Raw genomic sequence first — 19,698 nt, forward strand, 5'->3', positions numbered from 1 at the left:
CCCTGACCACCCGCAACAACCTCGCCTCCTGGCGGGGGGAGGCGGGAGACGCGGCCGGCGCCGCAGCCGCGTTCGAGGAGCTGCTGGCCGACCGAGTCCGGGTGCTGGGTGAAGACCACCCCGAAACCCTGGCCGCCCGCCACAACCTCGCCTCGTGGCGGGGGGAGGCGGGAGACGCGGCCGGCGCCGCAGCCGCCTACGAGCAGCTGCTGGCCGACCAGGTTCGGGTGCAGGGTGAGAACCACCCCGCCACCCTGACCACCCGCAACAACCTCGCCTCCTGGCGGGGGGAGGCGGGAGACGCGGCCGGCGCCGCAGCCGCGTTCGAGGAGCTGCTGGCCGACCGAGTTCAGGTGCAGGGTGAGAACCACCCTGCCACGCTGGGCACCCGCAACAACCTCGCCTACTGGCGGGGGGAGGCGGGAGACGCGGCCGGCGCCGCAGCCGCATTTGAGGAGCTGCTGGCCGACCGGCTGCGGGTGCAGGGTGAGGACCACCCCGACACCCTGACCACCCGCCGCAACCTCGCCTACTGGCGGGGGAAGACGGGAGAGACAGCCCTCGCCTGAAGGCCGACGGGATCCAACGCCGTCCCCGAGCATGACGGGCTGGTCCCATGGGTTGCCGGGTATCGGCGTACGCCTACGGTCCCGTTGCCCTCCACGGATGCCACTCCTCACCGTTCTGGCGGTGCCTTGCGCTACGACGGTTTTCAAGAGCGTTTGCGGTATCGGACTGCAGGCTTTGAGGTCTGGACGCCGGTAGCCGCCTACATGCGCCGCCGTTGGTGTCAGCCGCTGATGTCACCCGAGTGATCTCACTGGCGCGTCTGGTTCGCGCGCTCCTGGGCGAACTCCTCTTCGGTCTTGCTGAGCGCATAGGCCCGCTTGGCGAGGTGCACCAGTTCCTTCGCCTTTGGTTTGACCTCGTCCGGAGTCGTCTCGATCAACAGATCTGTGACCTTGAGCAGCCTCTCAAAGCCAAGCATCAGCGCCCGTACGTTGTCCTGGAGGGAGTCGATTCGCTGCTGCATGGCCTGCTCTTTGGAGCTTCGCATGGCGAGATCGTAGGCAGCCGCTGGAGATGCAAGGTCGGTGAAGTTCGACCACAGGTTCGCCCACGGGGAGCTGTAGGAGCGCCGTAGAAGGCCCGGTACCCACCCCCACGGCCGGGAAGGCCCCGGAAGGCACTCGCCTCGACGCGGCTCACGGTTTGTGTCTACCGAGCCGCTTGAGCGGAGCGCGCGGCCCCACGACGGTGCCGTGCCCGCGCAACGACGTCACCGGACTCTCAGCCTTCAGGGCTTTGCAGGCCTGATGAACCGTGGACTTCGAGCCTTCCACAGCCTCGTGACACGGCCATGACGGCTCGGCCGACGTGTGAGCCGTCATGGCCGTTTTGTCGTTCCGGCGTGGCGCCGCCGCGCGGGACTGCTACTGGCCGCTGCCGCCGGTGTACGTCGCGATCAGCTTGCCCAGCAGCTTGCCCAGAACGCTGTCGCTGAGCGCCTTCTTGTGGACCTTGAACCGCCACTTCCCGGAGGTGGTGCGCTCCAACTCCAGGTCGGTCTGCAAGGCCAGCACCACCAGCGCGCCCACCCCGACCGTCACCGGGTCGAACCGCGACGGGGCACTGATGCCCTGCCGCGTCATCGCGATCGCCCGCTCCACCACCGGGGCCACGTCAGGCCTCTCGGCGACCAGATACACCAGGGTGTCCCGCGCCAACTCGCCCGGGGCCACTGCCCCGTCGGCCGCGGCGATGCTCGGCCCGGTCGCCCCCTCGACCTCGACGGGTTCCCCGGCGGCCTCGCTGATCTGGGCGTCCAGCTGCCGTGCCCGGGGCAGGTCGGGCAGGCGCCGGTCGCGGTCCAGGACCAGGGCGAGCACGGCAATCGCCTGCTCGTCGGTGAGTGCGTCAACCTCGGACACGTGCATCGGGGTCCTCCTGTGCGGGGGTTCAGGGCTTGGATCTGGAACTGATCAAGGAGAGAGGGCGGGACGCAGCGGCTCAGTCCGCCAGCGTCGACAGCACTGCATCGACCAGCGGACGCACGTCAGGGTCCAGTCCGGCGGTCAGCGTCGGGCTGCGATCACCATCGAGGATCGCCCGCAGGGCACCGACCAACGCCGCCCACTCGGGATGCTCGCTCATCTGATCAAGGATCGGGCCGACGATCTCCGCGGCCTGCTCATTTCCCTGGGCGGCGGCCACCACGGTAGCGAGGAACTCCTGCGTCGCCGCGCCGTCGCTCTCGTCGGCGGTGTCGCGGTTTCCGGAAGTGGCCCAGAGCGTGGGGTCGATCGGGTCGGTGCCGTCCAGCGCGGCCAGGGTCCGGGTCAGGATCGCGGTGTCGATGCCATCCAGGCCCGCGGCCAGCGCGGCCCGATCGCGGTCCCCGGCCCGCACTCCCCGCAGAACGGCGGCCAGACCGGCCCAGTCGCGGGTGTTCGCGAAGTGCCCCAAAACGTGATCCAAGAACACGGCGGCCTGCTGGTGTTGGTCGCCCTCGGCGCCGCCCGATTCGCCGTCCGTATTCCCGCGAGTGTCGGAGGTGGCGACCAAAGCTGAGATGACCGGCTCCCACATCCGCAGGTACCGAGGCAGGCCGAGCACCACCTGCTCGACTGGGATGGCACGGGCCAGGGCCAGCACTTCGTCCAGCGCGACCTGCTCACCCGATGCGCGACGGGGAAGCCGAGCCAACAGGGCAGCCAGGTGCACCCCGTCGATCTGGTCCACGATCGCACATACCTGGTCGAAGGAGGCAGGCGGTGGTGGCGCATCGGGCATGTGCAACAGGCTCGCGATGGCGGAGAGCTGTCCGTGCAACAGGCCCGAGTTGGTCTGGTAGGAAATAATGGCGGCGGCGAGTCGGTGCGCCCACACCTGGTCGGCCTGTTGGGTGTATCTGTAGAGGTAGTTGGCCAGGTTGTGGTGACTGACCGCGATATTGGTGATGTCATCGGCCGTGTATGTCAAGCGCAGAGCGTCGCGTTGCAGGGCGATTGAGGCTTGACCGCGGCCCAGGTTGTCTTCGATGTCGGCCAAGGCGCCGAGGTCCCTGGCGAGGCCGGAGATGTCGTGGTGTGCCTCGTCGACGTCCCGGCGCCACAGCAGCAGAACACGGGCCTCGTTCAAGCGATCGAGGGACCTTAGCGGGGCGTAGTCATTGAATGCGGTATGGGCCACTTCCCATTCGGTGGCGCCTCGTTCCTTCATGACGCGCAACTGTTCGGCGTTGAGGTCCAGGGCCAGCTGCCACTCCTTCAGGTCGCTGGCTGCGGCGCGGCCGGTGTCAAGGATGGCCTCGCGGATGTTCCATGGCTGGGCAGTCTCGGTTTGGTCAGACGGGTCGGGCAGGGTGGCCATGTGGGCCCGGATGCGGTCGACGGCGTCCAGAACCCGCCGACTGTGCCCCTGCAGCATATGGATCTGCAGCTGCCGACCCTCAATGGATAGTTGACTCCACGGCCCGTATCCGGCGGCGCGGCTGTCTTCCTGCATCTGATCGAGCAGGGTGAGCGCCTCCTCGAACCGGGCTGTATTCCGATACCGGTTGGCCAGTTCGCCCGCGATGACCGCAGCGACGGAGTGGTCGCCGCGTTTGCGGGCCAGGTCGATCAGGCGACGCAGCTCGGGTTCGGCATCGGCCGGCCGTAGCCGGACCAGGGCGCGGGCATGGATGAACCCACACCGGATCTCCAGGTCATGGGCGGTGCCGGTGGCGGCCTCGGCCGCGGCCTGCAAGTACGGCAGCAGCGCAGCCGCAGTGTCCGGTGATGAGTCGCGTATCAGCACCTCGTCCAGGACTTCGGCGAGAGTGCCCCAGTCGCTCTGGCGGGCCAGGTACGGGGCTGCGGCCTTGGCCGCGTGCAGGATCAGCTCCCCCATTCCCTCCCGCTCCCGCTCCCGGCCCCCGTCGAGAACGGCCTGCCAGAGCAGGGCGGCGTGGCTGTCGATCAGGCGGATGGTGTCGGGTGGGGTGTGGCTGCGGGCGGTTTCGGCGACCCCGGGATGGATCCGATACCGCGCCACCTCGTTCGTGTCGGGGTTGGTGTCGACGACGACCAGGGCCTGCTCCAGCAAGGGACCCACCGCCACGTCGATGGGCGGGGGCGGGTCGGGATGCCCCAGCTCACTCCAGAGGAGCGGCCACAAGACGTCGACGACGACCGGGTTCCGGTCGTCGTCCTCCAGCCCGGCCAACAGCGTGAACAACGCCCCCGACGCGGCCGGCAGCCGCTGAGCGGTGGCCCGGGTCCAGGTGGACAACACCTGGTAGTAGTCCTGATCACTGCCCTGGGGTTGGCCGGTGTCCAGGAAGTCCTGCAGCCGGACACCGCGGGTCAGCCAGGCGGTATCGATCTCGTCCAGCCGGGCCGCCAACGCTTCCGGGTCGGCGGCCTGCCCGTCGGCCAGTTCGATCAGCTTCGGGTGCCCCTGCACCACCGCCAGGACCCGAGCGGCCAGGCCGCGCCCGGACCTCGGGTCGTGCCGGCCCCGGCCGGGGGTGTCGATCAGGGCTTTGAGGTGGGGCCACTCGCGGGCCAGAAGTACCGACTCCTGCAACGCCAGCGCATGCACCGGCTCGGTCCGCACTCCCGCCGGCAGGCTGGCAGGGCAGGTCCGGGAGGTCAGGATCACCCGGGACAGGCCGCTCGGGACCGTGGCCGCCTCGATGAGCAGGCGCCACCGCTCGTCCCGCCATTTCCCATCGCTGGTGAGCAGGGACTCCAGGTTGTCCAACACCAGCAACACCCGGTTCCGTTCGAGGAACTCGGTCAGCGTGGGCAGGAACGCCGTCAGGCGGGGAATGCTGTCGGCCAGGTGCAGCAGCTGCAGGCCGGGGATCTGCGCCTCCAGGTCCGCCGCCAGGGTGGTGAACGCCGCCGCGATGTCCTGATCCTGCTGTGGGGCCTGATGCCAGACCAGCACACCGAAGGTGTCCTGGTGGGCGTAGGCCAACTCCACCGCACAGGCGGTCTTGCCCGCTCCGGCCATCCCGTGGAACAACACCCCCGCCACCTGCGAGCGCGGGGCCAGGGCGGTGGAGGCCCGGGTCATCGGCCCGACCCGGCCCACGAACCGGGCAGGCTGGCCCGGGAACCGCGCCAGCTTTTCCCGCTCTGCCTGGAACACCAGCGGCTCGCCCTCGGGGGCGATCAGCTCCAGGCCCAGCGCACGGTTCCCGAACAACGCCGGAGTGGCCGCCGACAACGCCGGCGCTCCAGCCGTCGGTTCCCGGGGCACCACTCGGGTCAGGGTCAGCCCGAGCGCCCGATCGACCGGCTGGCCCTTGCCCAGAACCAGGTCGTAGAACTTCTCCGCCAGTCCGATCGCGAAGTCGTCCACGACCGGGTAGCGCATCGCCAACACCGCGGCATCGACCCGGTCCACCAACGAGGTGGCCAGCACCGACAACCCCGCGCCTTCACCATGCCAGGGGTTCTCCCCAGGACCCTCGGCGGGAGGCGTCGGGGGCACGGACCCGGTCAGACCATGTCCGGGGACACCCCAACTACGCTCCGCACCGCCACCCGAAGGCGTCCCGTCCGAGCCCCGCCCCGGCTCGTCACCCGCAGGGGGCGTCAGGCCGAGGAGGCGCAGATGATCCTCAGCGGTCAGCGCCGCCGACTCGCACGCCGACAAGGTGATCAACTTCAGATGGTCACTCGCCGCGTCGATCAGATCGACCAGGTCGTCCGTGTCGATCACATCACGGCGGCCGGTGTCGTCTTCGAGCACCAGCCCGGCGGGCAGGCCGTGCCCGGACATGTGCAGGACGTCCCACCCTTCCGCTTCGAGCAGGGCCTCCTCCAGCCGGTGACGGGTGGCGCCGTACTGCAGCACCCGTAACTCAACCGCCCGGTTGTTCACCTTCGCGATGTCGTTGACCAACCGAGCCAGGGCATGCCGCTCCCGCCGCAGATTCAACGCGGTGGTGTCCTCGGGCAGGCTGAACACGGCCAGCATCCGCAGCTTCTCCCCGACGGGGCGCTTCATCGTCGGCGGCCGTCCGAGCGGATCGGTCACGAACGTCACCTTCGACTCCGCCAACGTCCGACCGTGCAGCCGGGCGGCCTGCCACGGCCGATACGCCAGCATCTGCCCCGGCCCCTGCGGCACCACCAGGTGCACCGGTCCCGGACGCCGCGCCAGCTCCTGTGCCACGCTTCGGCCGAGTGCCCACTCCGTGATCCACTCCCCGACCTCGGTCAGCAGCTCGGCCTCGTGCTCCAGCCGCCGATCGATCGCGGCCCGCCACCGCAGGAACCACTCCAGGTCCGTGAACCCCTCCCACCCCGGCGCATCCCGCCCTCCCGGCGCATCCAGATCCACCTCGTGGTCCGCCAGGAACTCGCCCCCCGGTCCCGACAGCAGCCACCGCCACCGCGACGGCCCCGCCCAGTCCTTGACCTCCAGCCGCAGGGCCTGCCAGCCCCTGGCACCCGATGCCGGCATGTGCCACCCCTCCCTCACCCCCGGCGCGTCCGACATCACAGAGCTGACGGTTCGCCACTTCGTATTGTCTCGTGGCGATTCGTCCCTGAGCAAGGAGCGCGCCCCCATGGACCCATGAGAGCCGATCCTGCGGGTTGACCATGTCCTGTAGCTGCATACGCCGGGTTTCGCCACCCCACCGCCTCCACCGCCTGGGGCTTTGCGATTCGCCGCTCGAACGCAAGCACGTCCGCCAACGTCTCCGTTCGGACAACAATCGGCAACTCCGGCCACAGGAGCCCCGCAGCCGCCTACAGTTCCTCTACGACGCATTTTTGAACGCGTTCAACGGGGAAAACGGGGAGGAATCGCGCGATGCGCAGGGGAGTCAAGGGTGCCGTCATAGGCGGCGTGTGTGCGGTCATGCTGGGCGGGGCCGGGTACGGCGCGTACAACTTCGTGTCCGCGCTGAACGGCGACGGGGGGACGGGCGGCGGCCCGGCCGTCGTGAAGAGCGGTCCGCCCAGTGGCGCAGAGGCCAAGGAGACGGCCGTGAAGTTCTTCGCCGCCTGGGAGAAGGGGGACGCCTCCACCGCGGCGGCGTACACCAACTTTCCGGAGGCGGCGCGGGAGTTGCTGACGGCGTACGGGGGCGACGCGCACATCACCAAGGTGCACATCACGCCCGGTACGGCCACCGGCACGACCGTGCCTTTCACGGTCAAGGCAACGGTGTCGTACGGAGGGAAGTCCCAACCGCTCAACTACGAGAGCCGCTTGAGCGTCGTGCGCGGGGAGACTTCGTACCGGCCGCTGGTCGACTGGCAGCCCTCCGTCGTGCATCCGCGGCTGCAGAAGGGGGACACGCTGATGACGGGCGAGTCCGCGACCCCGCCGATCGAGGCCGTCGACCGGGACGGGAAGGTGCTGACGCCGGAGAAGTACCCGTCCCTCGGCCCGATCCTGGACGAGCTGCGCAAACGGTACGGCGACAAGGCGGGCGGCCGGGCCGGCGTGGAGCTGGTGATACGCCATGGCGGCGCGGAAGCGGGAGGAACGGCGGACACGGGGGATGACGCTGCCGACACCACCCTCCTGACTCTCGCAAAGGGCCGGCCCGGCAAGCTGCACACGACGCTCAGCGCGAGCGCGCAGACGGCGGCCGAGGCCGCTGTGGGGAAGTACGCCGATTCGTCCCTCGTGGCCGTCAAGCCGAGCACGGGCGAGATCCTGGCCGTCGCCAACCACCGCGACGACGGATTCGACGCGGCCCTCCTGGGTGAGCGCCCGCCCGGCTCCACCATGAAGATCATCAGCGCGGCGGCCCTGATCGACAACGGCCTGACCACCGCGAACGGCCCGGCGCCCTGTCCGCCGTCCGCCGTCTCCGAGAGCCAGACCTTCCACAACCTCAAGGACCTCACCCCGGACGAGCACGCCACCCTCTCCGACAGCTTCGCGCGCTCCTGCAACACGGCGTTCGTGAAGTTCGCGGACGAGGTCAAGGTGGACACCCTCACCAAGGAGGCCCAGGAGCGGTTCGGGCTGGGGCAGAACAACTGGCAGATCGGCGTCCCGTCCTTCGACGGCCGGGTCCCCGCCGCCGGCGGCCCGGACACCGCCGCCGCCCTGATCGGCCAGGGCCAGGTCCAGATGAGCCCGCTGAACATGGCCTCCGTGACGGCCACCGCGATGACCGGCGCCTTCCGGCAGCCGGTGATCGTGCCGCTGGGCCTGGACCACCGCGAACCGGCACGCGCGCGCGGGCTGTCCCAGAGCACCGTCCAGCAGCTGCGCGCCATGATGAATCGCACAGCGACCAGTGGCACCGCGGCCGGGGTCATGTCCGGGCTCGGCGTGAACATCGGCGCGAAGACCGGCTCGGCGGAGGCCGACGGGCAGGCGAAGTCGGACAGTTGGTTCACCGGGTACCGGGGCGACGTCGCCGCCGCGGCCATGGTCCAGGACGGCGGACACGGCATCGACGCGGCCGGGCCGATTGTCGCAAGCGTGCTACGGAGTGTGGGCTGACATCACCCGCAAAGGCGGGGACCTTAGTGTGGGTGCCGTCGTTGGGGAGTGTGAGGGCTGCGGGGACCCTGCGGAAGGTGCGGAGGAACTGAGGCTGTGGGCAAGAGAAGGCGCGTCGCCGAGCGACGGAAGACCAACCCCGCCGTGGTGGGCGGGATGATCGCCGTGGTCGTCGGCGGCGCCGGGTTCGGCGTCTACGCGCTCACCGACGGCGGCGCGGCCGCCGACGAGCGGACGTCCACGTCCGACCACAAGGCCGTCAAGACCGGCCCGCTCACCGCCGCCGAGGTCCGCACGGCCTCCACCCGCTTCCTCACCGCCTGGCGGCAGGGCCGGACCACCGAGGCGGCGGCCGCCACCGACGACCCGTCCGCCGCCGCCGCACTGCTCACCGGCTACACCAAGGACGCCCACCTGAAGGACGTCACACTCACCGCCGGCACCGCCACCGGCGCCAAGGTGCCGTTCTCCGTCAAGGCGACGGTGTCGTACCAGAGCCTCAGCAAGCCGCTCGCGTACGGCAGTACCCTCACCGTGGTGCGGCGGGCGAGCGACGGGAAGCCGCTGGTCGACTGGCACTCCTCGGTGGTCCACCCGGACCTGAAGGACGGCGACACGCTCGTCACCGGGGAGTCCGGCACCCCGCCGATCAAGGCGCTGGACCGCGACGGCGGGGAGGTGACGACCGCCGAGTACCCGTCGCTGGGCACGGTCCTGGACGGGCTGCGGGAGAAGTACGGCAAGAAGGCGGGCGGCAAGGCGGGCGTGGAGCTGCGCGTGGTGCGCGGCAAGGCGTCGGAGGCGGCCAAGCTGTCCGACAAGACGCTCGTGGAGCTGAGCAAGGGCACGCCGGGCACGGTGAGGACGACGCTGAGCCCGAAGCTTCAGGCGGCCGCCGAGCAGCAGGTCGGCAAGCGGCCGCGGGCCTCGGTGGTGGTCCTGCGGCCGTCGACCGGTGAGATCCTCGCGGTCGCCAACAGCGGGCACGGCTTCAACACCGCCTTCCAGGGTTCCCTGGCGCCCGGCTCCACGATGAAGATCGTGACGTCGACGATGCTGTTCGAGAAGAAGCTCGTCACGCCCGACGCGTCGCACCCCTGCCCCAAGACGTACAAGCTCGCCGGCTGGACGTTCCACAACGACGCCGACTCCGAGATCAAGAAGGGCACGTTCAAGCTGAGCTTCGGGGCCTCCTGCAACAACGCCTTCATCAATTTCGCGCCGAAGCTGTCCAACAGCGACCTGACGAAGGAGGCCCAGGAGGTCTACGGTCTCGGCCTGAACAACTGGGCCATCGGCGTCCCGTCGTTCGACGGCTCCGTCCCGGTGCAGAGCGGCGCGCAGATGGGCGCCTCGCTGATCGGGCAGGGCGGGGTGCGCATGAACCCGCTGAACATGGCGTCGGTGGCGGCGACTGTGGAGTCGGGCGTCTTCCGCCAGCCGTACCTGGTGGCCCCGACGGTGGACCACCGCACCCTGGCGAAGGCCTCGCGCACCATGTCGTCGAAGACGCAGGCCCAGCTGAAGGACGTCATGCAGTACACGGCGGCGTACGGCACGGCGGCCAAGGCGATGTCGGGCCTCGGCCCGAACTACGGTGCGAAGACGGGCTCCGCCGAGGTCGACGGCCAGAAGAAGCCGAACGGCTGGCTCACCGCGTACCGGGGCGACCTCGCCGCGGCGGGCGTGGTCCAGGCGGGCGGCCACGGCGGCGACACGGCGGGGCCTATCGTCGCTGCGCTGCTGAAGATGGGCGGCTGAGGCAAGGCGGTCGAGCAGGACGGCTGAGCTGGACGGCTGAGCTGGACGGCTGAGCGGTCCGGGAGGGGTCAGCGGCCGATGGGCTCGGCGGTGTACGTCCGGCGCAGGAACCGGAGCAGCGCCTTCGACTCGAACTGCACCACCTCCACGCCGTGTGCGGAGTGGAACTCCACGACGGCCTGGACGCGCCCGCAGGGCCACACGCGTACGTCGCCGCTCTCGGCCGGCGTCCGCAGTCCCTGTTCGAGCAGCGCGCGCGAGAAGGTCCACTCGTGGTGCGGTCCGGGCAGGTCGACCCGGACCGATCGTGGATCGGTGTCGGGGTCGTACCGCAGCATTACGGGTACGGCCCCCGGGTCCTCCTCGTCCGTGACGATGTGGGCGCGCGCGTACTGCTCGACTACAGACATCGGACCGCCCTCTCACGTTCTGTGACCTACACGAAAGCTGTGAATCCGCTTTCCATCCAATGTGCCATATTTTTCGGTTCCTGCCCGGCGAGGAAGCGAGACCACCTCTCTCTTGCAAAAGGTTCGCAACAAGCCTCTAAAATCGTACGGTGCATGTACCTGACGGATTCATCAACGCCCCCGCCTCCGCGGTCACCGGAGTGGTCGCCGCCGGCGCCCTCGCAGTGAGCCTGCGCGGCGCCCGCCGCGAACTCGACGAGCGGACTGCCCCGCTGGCCGGCCTGGTGGCGGCGTTCATCTTCGCCGTACAGATGCTGAACTTCCCGGTGGCGGCCGGCACCAGCGGCCACCTGCTGGGCGGTGCGCTCGCCGCGATCCTGGTCGGCCCGTACACGGGCGTGCTGTGCGTGTCGGTCGTGCTGCTCATGCAGGGCGTGCTGTTCGCCGACGGCGGGCTGACCGCGCTCGGCGTGAACATCACCGACATGGCGATCGTCACGACCGTGGTGTCGTACGCCGTCTTCCGCGCGCTGCTCGCCGTGCTGCCCCGCAAGCGGCGCTCGGTCACCATCGCCTCCTTCGTCGCCGCGCTGGTCTCCGTGCCGGCCGCCGCCGTCGCCTTCACGCTCATGTACACGATCGGCGGCACCACGGACGTGGCCATCGGCAAGGTGGCGACCGCGATGATCGGCGTCCATGTGCTGATCGGCATCGGCGAGGCCGTGATCACCGCGCTCACGGTCGGCGCCGTCATCGCCGTACGCCCGGACCTGGTGCACGGCGCGCGCGGCCTGCAGCAGCGGCTCAAGCTGCGCGTGAACGGCACGCTCGTGGACGCCCCAGCTCCCCCACGCTCGAATGCGCTCGCGCGGGAGGTACCCCCATCGGCACCCGTCGCGGCGCGCACCTCCCGGCGCACTCTGTGGATCTCCGGACTGGTCGCGTCGCTGGTGCTCGCCGGCTTCGTGAGCTTCTACGCCTCCGCCGACCCCGACGGCCTGGAGAAGATCGCGCACGACCAGGGCATCGACAAGAAGACCGAGCAGCACGCTGCGGCCGACTCCCCGCTCGCCGACTACGGCGTCAAGGACGTCTCGAACGCCCGGCTGTCCGGCGGCCTCGCGGGCGTGATCGGCGTCGGCGTCACGGTCGTCGCGGGCAGCGCGGTGTTCTGGGCCGTGCGCAGACGCCGCGGCGCGGACGTCTCGCCCGTGAACACGGGCGTGTGACGTGGGAGCGGGACACGCGCACCGGCTCTACCGGCACGGGCACTCCCCCGTGCACGCCCTGCCGCCGCACACCAAACTGGCGGCCGCGTTCGCCTTCGTCGTGGTCGTGGTGTCCACCCCGCGCGAGGCGATGTGGGCGTTCGCGGCTTACGCCGTCCTGCTCGCGTACGTCGCGTACCGCGCGCGCGTGCCCGCCGGTTTCCTGCTCGGACGGCTGCTGATCGAGGTGCCGTTCGTGGCGTTCGCGGTCCTCATGCCGTTCGTGGCGGAGGGCGAGCGGGTGCACGTGCTGGGCCTCTCGCTCAGCGTGAACGGGCTGTGGGGTGCCTGGAACGTGCTCGCCAAGGGCACGCTCGGCGTCGCAGCCTCCGTGCTGCTGGCCGCCACCACCGAGCTGCGCGAGCTGCTGCTCGGGCTGCAGCGGCTGAAGCTGCCGCCGCTGCTCGTGCAGATCGCCTCGTTCATGATCCGTTACGGCGACGTCATCACCGACGAGATGCGCCGGATGCGGATCGCCCGCGAGTCGCGCGGCTTCGAGGCGCGGGGCGTCCGGCACTGGGGCGTGCTCGCCAAGTCCGCCGGCGCGCTGTTCATCCGCTCCTACGAGCGCGGGGAGCGCGTCCACCTGGCCATGGTGAGCCGGGGGTACGCCGGCTCGATGCCGGTCATCGACGAGGTGACCGCGTCCCGGGCGCAGTGGTCGTACGCCCTCGCACTCCCCTGCGCCGCCCTCGTCGTCCGTCTGCTGGGATGGGTCCTGTGAGTACTGCTTCCCTGGAGGTCTCCGGCCTCGCCTTCGCCTATCCCGACGGCCATCAGGCCCTGTTCGGCGTGGACTTCTCGATCGGGCGCGGCGAACGGGTCGCGCTGCTCGGCCCGAACGGCGCCGGCAAGACCACCCTCGTCCTGCATCTGAACGGCATCCTGGGCGGCGGCACCGGCACGGTGACCGTGGCCGGACTGCCGGTCGGCAGGCAGCACATGGCGGCGATCCGGCAGAAGGTCGGCATCGTCTTCCAGGACCCCGACGACCAGCTGTTCATGCCGACCGTGCGGGAGGACGTGGCGTTCGGGCCGGCCGCCGCCGGGATCAAGGGCGCGGCGCTGGAGGAGCGGGTGCGCACGGCCCTGGAGCGGGTCGGCATGCAGGACTTCGCCGACCGGCCACCGCACCATCTGTCCTTCGGGCAGCGCCGCCGGGTCGCCGTCGCGACCGTGCTCGCGATGGAGCCGGAGATCCTGGTCCTGGACGAGCCGTCCTCCAATCTCGACCCGGCCTCCCGGCGCGAACTCGCCGACATCCTGCGCTCCCTGGACGTGACGGTCCTCATGGTCACGCACGACCTGCCGTACGCCCTGGAGCTGTGCCCGCGCTCGCTGATCCTGAGCGACGGCGTGATCGCGGCGGACGGCCCGACCGGCGAGTTGCTCTCCGACGACGCCCTGATGCGGGCGCACCGTCTGGAGCTGCCGTTCGGCTTCGACCCGAAGTCCGTGACAATGGGCGCGTGACGCGTCAAGACGACCGAGACGACAAAGGGGCCGCCGGGTCGCTGCTGCTGGACGACCAGCTGTGCTTCGCGCTGTACGCGGCACAGCGCGCCGTGACCGCCGCGTACCGCCCGCTCCTCGACGACCTGGGGCTCACCTACCCGCAGTACCTCGTGCTGCTGGTCCTCTGGGAGCGCGGTGAGACCAGCGTGAAGGAGCTGGCGGGCGCCCTGCGCCTGGACTACGGCACCGTCTCGCCGCTGCTGAAGCGGCTGGAGGGGGCGGGTCTGGTGCGCAGGGAGCGTGCGGCGGACGACGAGCGCTCGGTGCTCGTCGCGTGCACCGGGCGCGGGGAGCAGCTCAGGGAGCGCGCGGCTCGCGTACCCGGCGCACTGCTCACGACCACGGGGCTGGAAACGCAGGAGATCGCGCGGTTGCGCGAGGAGCTGTGGAAGCTCACCGAGCGCGCCGACGCAGCGGCCGACCGGCGCTGATCTCGCGTTACCGGCGGTTGCCACCCCTGCCGCAGCAGGCTGACGTACCGGCCAGTACCTTGTGCACAATGTACTTGTGCGCCACTTGTCCCGGGGGAGGCCACCCTTGACCGATGTCACCGCTGACGCCGCTGTCGACACCCGTCCGACGAAGATCATGTACGTCGCCGAGGCCACCGCCCACGGTGGCCGGGACGGCTTTGTCACCAGCCAGGACGGCCGGATCGAGCTGAAGGTCGCGATGCCCCCGGAGCTGGGCGGAGACGGCAACGGCACCAACCCGGAGCAGCTGTTCGCGGCCGGCTACAGCTCCTGCTTCCACAACGCGCTGATCCTGGTCGGCAACCGCGCGGGCTACGACCTGACCGGTTCCACGGTGGCCGCGAAGGTCGGCATCGGCCCGAACAAGCATCGCGGGTACGGCCTCGCGGTCGCCCTCAGCGTCTCCCTGCCGGTCCTGGACCGGGAGATGGCGGAGAAGCTGGTGGACGCGGCGCACGAGGTGTGCCCGTACTCGAACGCGACGCGCGGGAACATCGACGTGACGATCCTGCTGGGCTGAGCCCCACGCCCGGGTGACGGCACCCCGTCCCGGGTGCAACGCCGGTGTCGCCCGTCCGGGCGGGGCAGGGGGGTGCCGTGCACTGGTTGATGCCGCGCAAGGTGACCGCACTCGCCTGGAACCGGGGCGCGCTCTACCGATTCCGCCGGGGCGTCGTGCTTCTGGTCCTACCGCGCCTACACCTGGGCCGAGCTGACCACCGAGACACACGGGTACTGGACGGACGAGGGCGACAGGTTCGAGTACCGGGTCTGGCGCGAGGAGCTGGAGCTGCGCACCCTCGACGGGTCCGTGTCCACCGGTACGAACGGAACCCGTCCGGGGTCGAGGAGCTCATCCGGTCGGCGTGCGAGCCGCAGGACGCGGTCCCGGCCGGGTACGAGGACGGGCCGGAGGGCGCCGGACCGTAGCGGATATCACCATCTACCGAGGAATCCAAGGCCACACGCCCGTGTTTCACTCATGGTCGCAAGCGAGTGGAGGGACCGGGCGTGGATGTGGATGTGAACGGCACGGTGGCCGAGGGCTTCGAGCCGGTCAGGGAGGCGTTCGCAGCGAACTTCGCGCTGCTCGGGGAGCGTGGTGCGGCCGTCGCCGTGTACCGGGACGGCCGGAAGGTCGTCGACCTCTGGGGCGGCACCAGGGATGTGGACGGTACGGCCCCCTGGGAGCACGGCACCGCGCAGATCGTGCGCTCCGCGACCAAGGGTGTCGCCGCGGCCGCGCTCCTGCTGCTGCACCAGCGCGGCGAACTGGACCTGGACGCCCCGGTCGGCACGTACTGGCCCGAGTACAAGGCCGCCGGCAAGGAGCGCACGCTCGTCCGGCACCTGCTCGCGCACCGGGCCGGCGTGCCCGTGCTGGACCGCCCGCTGACCCCCGAGGAGGCGACCGACCCCGACCTCGGGGCCGCGGCCGTCGCCGCGCAGGCGCCGGTGTGGGAGCCGGGCACGGACCACGGTTACCACGCGCAGACCTACAGCTGGCTCACCGGCGAGCTGGTCCGGCGGATCACCGGGCGGCCGGTGGGCGCGTGGGTGGCCGACGAGATGGCCGCGCCGGCCGGCGCCGACCTGTGGCTCGGCCTGCCCGCGGCGGAGCAGGCGCGCGTGGGCCGCGTCGGACCCGTGGAGACACCCCAGGCGTCGGGCGCACTGAAGACCCGCCCGAAGCGGTCCGTGTCCGAGGCCTACGCCGACCCGGACTCCCTCACCCGGCGCGCCTTCGCCGCGATCACCCCGCTCCCGGACGAGAACGCACCCGCCTACCGCGCGGCCGCCCTGCCCGCCTCCAACGGCATCGCCACCGCCGACGGCCTGGCGCGCTTCTACGGCTCGCTCATCGGTGAAGTGGACGGCGGCACACGTCTGTTGACCCCCCGGACCATGGAACTGGCCCGCGCCGAGCAGTCCGCCGGACCGGACCGGATCCTCGTCGTGGGCACCAGGTTCGGCCTCGGCTACATGCTGCACGGCAGCGCGTCCCCGCTGCTCTCCCCCGGTTCCTTCGGCCACCCGGGCCGGGGCGGCGCCCTCGCGTTCGCCGACCCGGAGACGGGCGTCGCGTTCGGTTATGTCACCAACGGTTTCAGGAAGAGCGTGACGGCGGACCCGAGGGCGCAGGCGCTGGTGCGGGCGGTGCGTAGGGCGCTCGCGTAGGGCACTTGCTCAGGGCGCGTGCGTCGCCGCACGCGCCCCTTGGGCGTCACACGTTGATCGGGTGCGAGGTCCGGCCGGACGCCGCGTCGATCTCCCCATGGGCCTTGGTCAGCAACTCCATGGCCAGTTCGTTGAGCGCGCGGGCGCCCGCTATCTCCTCGCCGACCCGTGGCTGGTTCGAGTCGACGCGGTGACGGCTCGCGCTCCCATGGGCCCGGACCTCGCTGCCGTCGGGCAACCGCACCAGGGCGACGGCGCGCGTGTGCGTGTCGTCTTCCCGGAATTCCAGCTCCACGTGCCAACCCACAGCGGTGTGCATCATGTCGACCACCTCCGGAGAACCACTGATACCAGGGTGCTCCCGCGCGCGCGGAACGTCATGCGGAGGCCCGGTCGCGGCCTTTGGGCCGGTTCAGCCGGCCGGCTTCTCGTCGAAGCTGGCGAAGTAGGCGGCGGCCATGTCCTCGTCGGCGTGCCCCTGCGCGGCGGCCCGGGCGAGCCGTTCGGCCGTCGCGGCGGCGACGTCGAGCCGGACCCCGCCCCGCTCGGCCGCCTGCACGATGAGCCGGGCGTCCTTCGCGGCGGTGGCCACGGCGAACGACGCCGGGGTCAGCTTCCCGTCGAGCACCAAAGTGGCCTTGGCCCGCAGGTACCCCATGTCGAGCGGCCCGCCCCGGATCAGTTCGAAGAAGTCCTGCGGGTCGACGCCGAGGGCCTGGGAGAGGGCCAGCACCTCACCCGCCGCCGCGGTGGCCGTGAGGACCCAACTGTTGGCGACCAGCTTCAGCCGGCTGGCGCTGCCCGCCGCCCCGTCCGTACCGGTCCACACGGTCCTGGCGCCGACCGCGTCGAACACGGGCGTGACCGTCTCCCGGCCCTCCTCGGGCCCGGCGGCCAGCACGGTCAGCTGACCGGCCTCGGCGGGCTGGCGGGTGCCGAGGACGGGAGCGTCGTAGAACACCAGCCCGTGCTCGTCGGCGAAGGCGGCCAGGTCGGCGACCAGTTCGACCCCGGCGGTGGTGCACTGCGCCCACACCGTGCCCGGACGCAGCGCCGGGGCGGCCTCGCGCATGACCTCCAGCACGGCGTTGCCGTCGTACAGCATGGTCAGCACGACGTCGGCGCCCTCGACGGCCTCGGCGGGCGTTTCCGTGACCCGGATCGCGTTCGCGGCCAGCGGCTGGGCCTTCTCACGGGTACGGTTCCACGCCCGGACCCCGCATCCGGTGCGAGCGAGGTTGCGGGCCATGGCGGCGCCCATGATGCCGGTGCCCAGGACACTGACGGTCGGCTTGTCGGTCATTGACGGCTCCCTGTCGTACGGTTCCTGCCCTCGTGGTCCGCGATCATCTTCGTACGGACGACCCTCAGGACCGTTCCTTTCCGGCGGCGGCGCGGACCAGTCCGTCGAGCCAGGCCCCGCACGACGGCCTCGTCGGAGACGGATTGTCGCCGGTTCCGGGGAGCCGGCGGTCGGGCCAGTCAATGGCGCTCTGCGTGCTCATGGGCGGTTTCCTTCCTGGTTGTGTCGGATGTCCTCGACCGTAGGCCGCTCGACCATCGGGAAACCAATAGGAGCGCCGATATCCGCCATCGATACTCCGATATGAGTCGCCGCTACGCTGGCCGCATGGACACCCGGACGACGGCCGCCGGCTCCGCGCCCGCCGACCTGAACCTGCTGCGCACGTTCCTGGCGGTGTACCGCGCCGGCTCCCTCACCGCCGCGGCGCCCTTGCTGAGCCTGTCCCAGCCGACCGTGACGGCCCAGATCCGCACCCTGGAGCAACAGACCGGCCGGGAGCTGTTCACCCGGCTGCCCCGCGGGGTCGAGCCCACGCCGTACGCCCATGAGCTGGCCGGCGAGGTCGCGGGTCCGCTCGACGCGCTCGCCGCACTGGAGGGCGGTGCGGGCCCGCTGACCGGCCACACCGCGCCCGTCCACCTGGCGGGCCCCTCCGAGCTGCTGTGCGTACGGGTGCTGCCGGCACTCGCCCCGCTCATCGCGCGGGGCGTGCAGGTACGGGTCGCGCAGGGGCTGACCGAGCCGCTGCTGGAGGAGATGCGGGCGGGCCGGCACGATCTGGTCGTCGCCACGCGCCGCCCCCGGGGCCGCGCGCTCCCCTCCGCACCGCTGGCCGACGAGGAGTACCTGCTCGTGGCCTCGCCGGTCTGGGCCGGCCGGCTCGCCGACGGCGACCCCTGCACGGCCCTGCGCGAGGTCCCGCTGGTCACCTACGCCGAGGATCTGCCCATCGCCCGCCGCTACTGGCGCACGGTCTTCGGCCGACCGCTCACCGCGCGCGCGGCGCTCACCGTCCCGAACCTGTACGCCGTCCTGTCGGCGGTCACCGCGGGCGCCGGGTACAGCGTGCTCCCCCGCTCCCTGTGCCAGGACCACCTGGACACCGGCCGCCTGGCCCTCCTCCACGACCCGCAGGAGCCGCCGCTCAACACCCTTTTCCTGGTGCAGCGTCCGGGAGCGGAGGCCAATCCGGACGTGGTCCGCGTACGGGAGGCGCTCCAGCGGGCGGCGCGCGCCTGGTAGTTGTCAGCTCCGCTGGAAGAACTCCACCTCCGCCATGGCCAGGTGACGGCCCCGGGTCAGACCGACGGGCGAGCGGAGCACCAGGCGTACCGTCTTCGCGTCGCTGATCCCGGTGGAGATCGTCTGCGGGCCCGGTTTGTCGCTCAGGGTGACCTCCTTGTGGTGCTTCTCGCCGTCCTGTGTCGTCACCTCCATGTCCAGCTGGAGTGCGCGTGCCTGGCGGGCGTACTCCTCCGGGGACGAGGACGCGCCGTTGGTGATGATCACGTCGACCAGCCGGAACGGCTTGCCGAAGGTGTAGGTCACCGAGGCGCCCGGCCCGGGCGCGCCCCAGTAGCGGTTGCTCAGCCCGTCCGTGGTGTCCGTCGCCGGATGCCCGCGCACCTCTGCGCTCGCCCTGACGGCGGCCGGGGTCACGGGCCTGGCCTTGCCCAGCTTGTCCCGGGTGTCCTCGAACAGGGCGCGTCCGGCCGGCAGCAGCAGGAAGCCGCCCGCGCACAGCGCCAGCACCACGGCCAGGATCACGAAGAACCGGAACGCGCGGCCCGAGCCCGCCCGGGTCCGGCGGTGGAACGGCCACACCGTCCGCCACCACGGCAGCGGTGCGGGCTTCGCGGCGGGGGTCAGCTCGGCCGCGCAGCGTCGGCAGAACCGGCGTTCCGGCTGGTTGAGGGTCCCGCAGGCGGGGCAGGGCCGCCCCGTCCCCTCGTCCGGCGCCGCGACAGGTCGTACGACGGGGCGGGGGGCCACCGGTTTTGCGGGGCGTACGGGTCCGATCGGGTCCGGTGTCGGCGCCTGCGGCGTGCGGGGCGGGATGGTCGGAGCAGGTGGGGTGGGGGGTACGGCGGCCTCGGCTTCGCCTTCGGCCGGGTTGTTCCCACCCGCACCACCCGTGCGGCTTTCGTCGTCGGGTGCGGGTGGCCCCTGTGGGGCGTCCTCGCCGTCGGCGGCCACCGGTTCGTCCGCCGGGGCAGCGGCAGGGCCGCGGGCTGCGGTCGGTTCGTCCGTAGCGGCCGGGGGCGGAGGGGTCGTCTCGGTCCGGACCGGGTCGGCGCCGGAGCCCGAGCCCG

At 71.2% G+C, this 19,698-nt stretch carries 18 protein-coding genes; 10 read left to right on the forward strand and 8 right to left on the reverse strand.

Annotated elements, in window-relative coordinates; all coding sequences use genetic code 11:
- Window positions 1-569, forward strand: a 569-nt coding sequence (locus ACIF83_RS16500) for a tetratricopeptide repeat protein (protein WP_399727392.1), incomplete at its 5' end; no start/stop codon positions are given.
- 248 nt (window positions 570-817) lie between these two features.
- On the opposite strand, the gene ACIF83_RS16505 is transcribed toward ACIF83_RS16500, so the two are convergent.
- The 3 genes from ACIF83_RS16505 to ACIF83_RS16515 form a co-directional block, all read right to left on the reverse strand.
- The gene (locus ACIF83_RS16505; protein WP_399727395.1) at window positions 818-1,057 is read right to left on the reverse strand and encodes a hypothetical protein; all 240 of its coding nucleotides are present in this window, start codon (window positions 1,055-1,057) and stop codon (window positions 818-820) included.
- A gap of 376 nt (window positions 1,058-1,433) precedes the next feature.
- A complete protein-coding gene (locus ACIF83_RS16510; protein ID WP_393471724.1) occupies window positions 1,434-1,931 on the reverse strand; it encodes a hypothetical protein in 498 nt (165 codons plus the stop codon).
- A gap of 79 nt (window positions 1,932-2,010) precedes the next feature.
- Window positions 2,011-6,465, reverse strand: a complete 4,455-nt coding sequence (locus ACIF83_RS16515; protein ID WP_399727398.1) for a CHAT domain-containing protein — start codon at window positions 6,463-6,465, stop codon at window positions 2,011-2,013.
- Between the two features lie 354 nt (window positions 6,466-6,819).
- On the opposite strand from ACIF83_RS16515, the gene ACIF83_RS16520 reads away from it, so the two are divergent.
- Window positions 6,820-8,475 (forward strand): penicillin-binding transpeptidase domain-containing protein, encoded by a 1,656-nt coding sequence (locus ACIF83_RS16520; RefSeq protein WP_393471729.1) that lies wholly within the window; start codon window positions 6,820-6,822, stop codon window positions 8,473-8,475.
- A gap of 96 nt (window positions 8,476-8,571) precedes the next feature.
- Window positions 8,572-10,236: a penicillin-binding transpeptidase domain-containing protein gene (locus ACIF83_RS16525; RefSeq protein ID WP_398139396.1), complete on the forward strand. Its 1,665-nt coding sequence runs from the start codon at window positions 8,572-8,574 to the stop codon at window positions 10,234-10,236.
- Between the two features lie 68 nt (window positions 10,237-10,304).
- On the opposite strand, the gene ACIF83_RS16530 is transcribed toward ACIF83_RS16525, so the two are convergent.
- A complete protein-coding gene (locus ACIF83_RS16530) occupies window positions 10,305-10,646 on the reverse strand; it encodes an SsgA family sporulation/cell division regulator (RefSeq protein ID WP_399727402.1) in 342 nt (113 codons plus the stop codon).
- 149 nt (window positions 10,647-10,795) lie between these two features.
- Between ACIF83_RS16530 and ACIF83_RS16535 the strand changes: the two genes are divergently transcribed.
- The 6 genes from ACIF83_RS16535 to ACIF83_RS16560 all read left to right on the forward strand — a co-directional run bounded on the left by ACIF83_RS16535 (window position 10,796) and on the right by ACIF83_RS16560 (window position 16,080).
- The gene (locus ACIF83_RS16535) at window positions 10,796-11,875 is read left to right on the forward strand and encodes an energy-coupling factor ABC transporter permease (RefSeq protein WP_399727405.1); all 1,080 of its coding nucleotides are present in this window, start codon (window positions 10,796-10,798) and stop codon (window positions 11,873-11,875) included.
- A gap of 1 nt (window position 11,876) precedes the next feature.
- Window positions 11,877-12,638: a cobalt ECF transporter T component CbiQ gene (cbiQ, locus tag ACIF83_RS16540; protein WP_399727408.1), complete on the forward strand. Its 762-nt coding sequence runs from the start codon at window positions 11,877-11,879 to the stop codon at window positions 12,636-12,638.
- A complete protein-coding gene (locus ACIF83_RS16545) occupies window positions 12,626-13,387 on the forward strand; it encodes an energy-coupling factor ABC transporter ATP-binding protein (protein WP_390852681.1) in 762 nt (253 codons plus the stop codon). The genes cbiQ and ACIF83_RS16545 overlap by 13 nt, the downstream gene beginning before the upstream one ends.
- Complete coding sequence (locus tag ACIF83_RS16550) at window positions 13,384-13,860, forward strand: MarR family winged helix-turn-helix transcriptional regulator (RefSeq protein ID WP_393471743.1); 477 nt, start codon at window positions 13,384-13,386, stop codon at window positions 13,858-13,860. The genes ACIF83_RS16545 and ACIF83_RS16550 overlap by 4 nt, the downstream gene beginning before the upstream one ends.
- Before the next feature lie 157 nt (window positions 13,861-14,017).
- A complete protein-coding gene (locus ACIF83_RS16555; RefSeq protein WP_393472689.1) occupies window positions 14,018-14,422 on the forward strand; it encodes an organic hydroperoxide resistance protein in 405 nt (134 codons plus the stop codon).
- Window positions 14,423-14,919: 497 nt separating this feature from the next.
- Window positions 14,920-16,080, forward strand: coding sequence for a serine hydrolase domain-containing protein (locus tag ACIF83_RS16560; RefSeq protein WP_399727970.1), 1,161 nt, complete (start codon window positions 14,920-14,922; stop codon window positions 16,078-16,080).
- Between the two features lie 46 nt (window positions 16,081-16,126).
- On the opposite strand, the gene ACIF83_RS16565 is transcribed toward ACIF83_RS16560, so the two are convergent.
- From ACIF83_RS16565 to ACIF83_RS16575, 3 genes are all read right to left on the reverse strand, one after another.
- Window positions 16,127-16,402, reverse strand: coding sequence for a DUF1876 domain-containing protein (locus tag ACIF83_RS16565; protein ID WP_393471749.1), 276 nt, complete (start codon window positions 16,400-16,402; stop codon window positions 16,127-16,129).
- A gap of 90 nt (window positions 16,403-16,492) precedes the next feature.
- Entirely contained in the window at window positions 16,493-17,383 is an 891-nt protein-coding gene (locus tag ACIF83_RS16570; RefSeq protein ID WP_393471752.1) for an NAD(P)-dependent oxidoreductase, read from the reverse strand.
- Between the two features lie 64 nt (window positions 17,384-17,447).
- A complete protein-coding gene (locus ACIF83_RS16575; protein WP_399727413.1) occupies window positions 17,448-17,585 on the reverse strand; it encodes a hypothetical protein in 138 nt (45 codons plus the stop codon).
- A gap of 125 nt (window positions 17,586-17,710) precedes the next feature.
- Here ACIF83_RS16575 and ACIF83_RS16580 point away from each other — a divergent pair, with 125 nt between their 5' ends.
- Window positions 17,711-18,628, forward strand: a complete 918-nt coding sequence (locus ACIF83_RS16580; protein ID WP_393471757.1) for a LysR family transcriptional regulator — start codon at window positions 17,711-17,713, stop codon at window positions 18,626-18,628.
- A 3-nt stretch (window positions 18,629-18,631) separates the two neighbouring features.
- Here the strand turns inward: ACIF83_RS16580 and ACIF83_RS16585 are convergent, their stop codons facing one another.
- Complete coding sequence (locus tag ACIF83_RS16585; RefSeq protein WP_399727416.1) at window positions 18,632-19,378, reverse strand: NADase-type glycan-binding domain-containing protein; 747 nt, start codon at window positions 19,376-19,378, stop codon at window positions 18,632-18,634.
- Window positions 19,379-19,698: the final 320 nt, after the last annotated feature.

This window comes from Streptomyces sp. NPDC085866, from assembly GCF_044541035.1.
Lineage (GTDB): Bacteria > Actinomycetota > Actinomycetes > Streptomycetales > Streptomycetaceae > Streptomyces.

What these genes read in the sequence shown, in the direction of transcription:
- ACIF83_RS16570 (WP_393471752.1), bottom strand. Translation starts at nt 17,383, where the DNA reads ATGACCGACAAGCCGACCGTCAGTGTCCTGGGCACCGGCATCATGGGC.
- ACIF83_RS16545 (WP_390852681.1), top strand. Translation starts at nt 12,626, where the DNA reads ATGGGTCCTGTGAGTACTGCTTCCCTGGAGGTCTCCGGCCTCGCCTTC.
- ACIF83_RS16530 (WP_399727402.1), bottom strand. Translation starts at nt 10,646, where the DNA reads ATGTCTGTAGTCGAGCAGTACGCGCGCGCCCACATCGTCACGGACGAG.
- ACIF83_RS16555 (WP_393472689.1), top strand. Translation starts at nt 14,018, where the DNA reads ATGTACGTCGCCGAGGCCACCGCCCACGGTGGCCGGGACGGCTTTGTC.
- ACIF83_RS16565 (WP_393471749.1), bottom strand. Translation starts at nt 16,402, where the DNA reads ATGATGCACACCGCTGTGGGTTGGCACGTGGAGCTGGAATTCCGGGAA.
- ACIF83_RS16505 (WP_399727395.1), bottom strand. Translation starts at nt 1,057, where the DNA reads ATGCGAAGCTCCAAAGAGCAGGCCATGCAGCAGCGAATCGACTCCCTC.
- ACIF83_RS16580 (WP_393471757.1), top strand. Translation starts at nt 17,711, where the DNA reads ATGGACACCCGGACGACGGCCGCCGGCTCCGCGCCCGCCGACCTGAAC.
- ACIF83_RS16515 (WP_399727398.1), bottom strand. Translation starts at nt 6,465, where the DNA reads ATGCCGGCATCGGGTGCCAGGGGCTGGCAGGCCCTGCGGCTGGAGGTC.
- ACIF83_RS16575 (WP_399727413.1), bottom strand. Translation starts at nt 17,585, where the DNA reads ATGAGCACGCAGAGCGCCATTGACTGGCCCGACCGCCGGCTCCCCGGA.
- ACIF83_RS16520 (WP_393471729.1), top strand. Translation starts at nt 6,820, where the DNA reads ATGCGCAGGGGAGTCAAGGGTGCCGTCATAGGCGGCGTGTGTGCGGTC.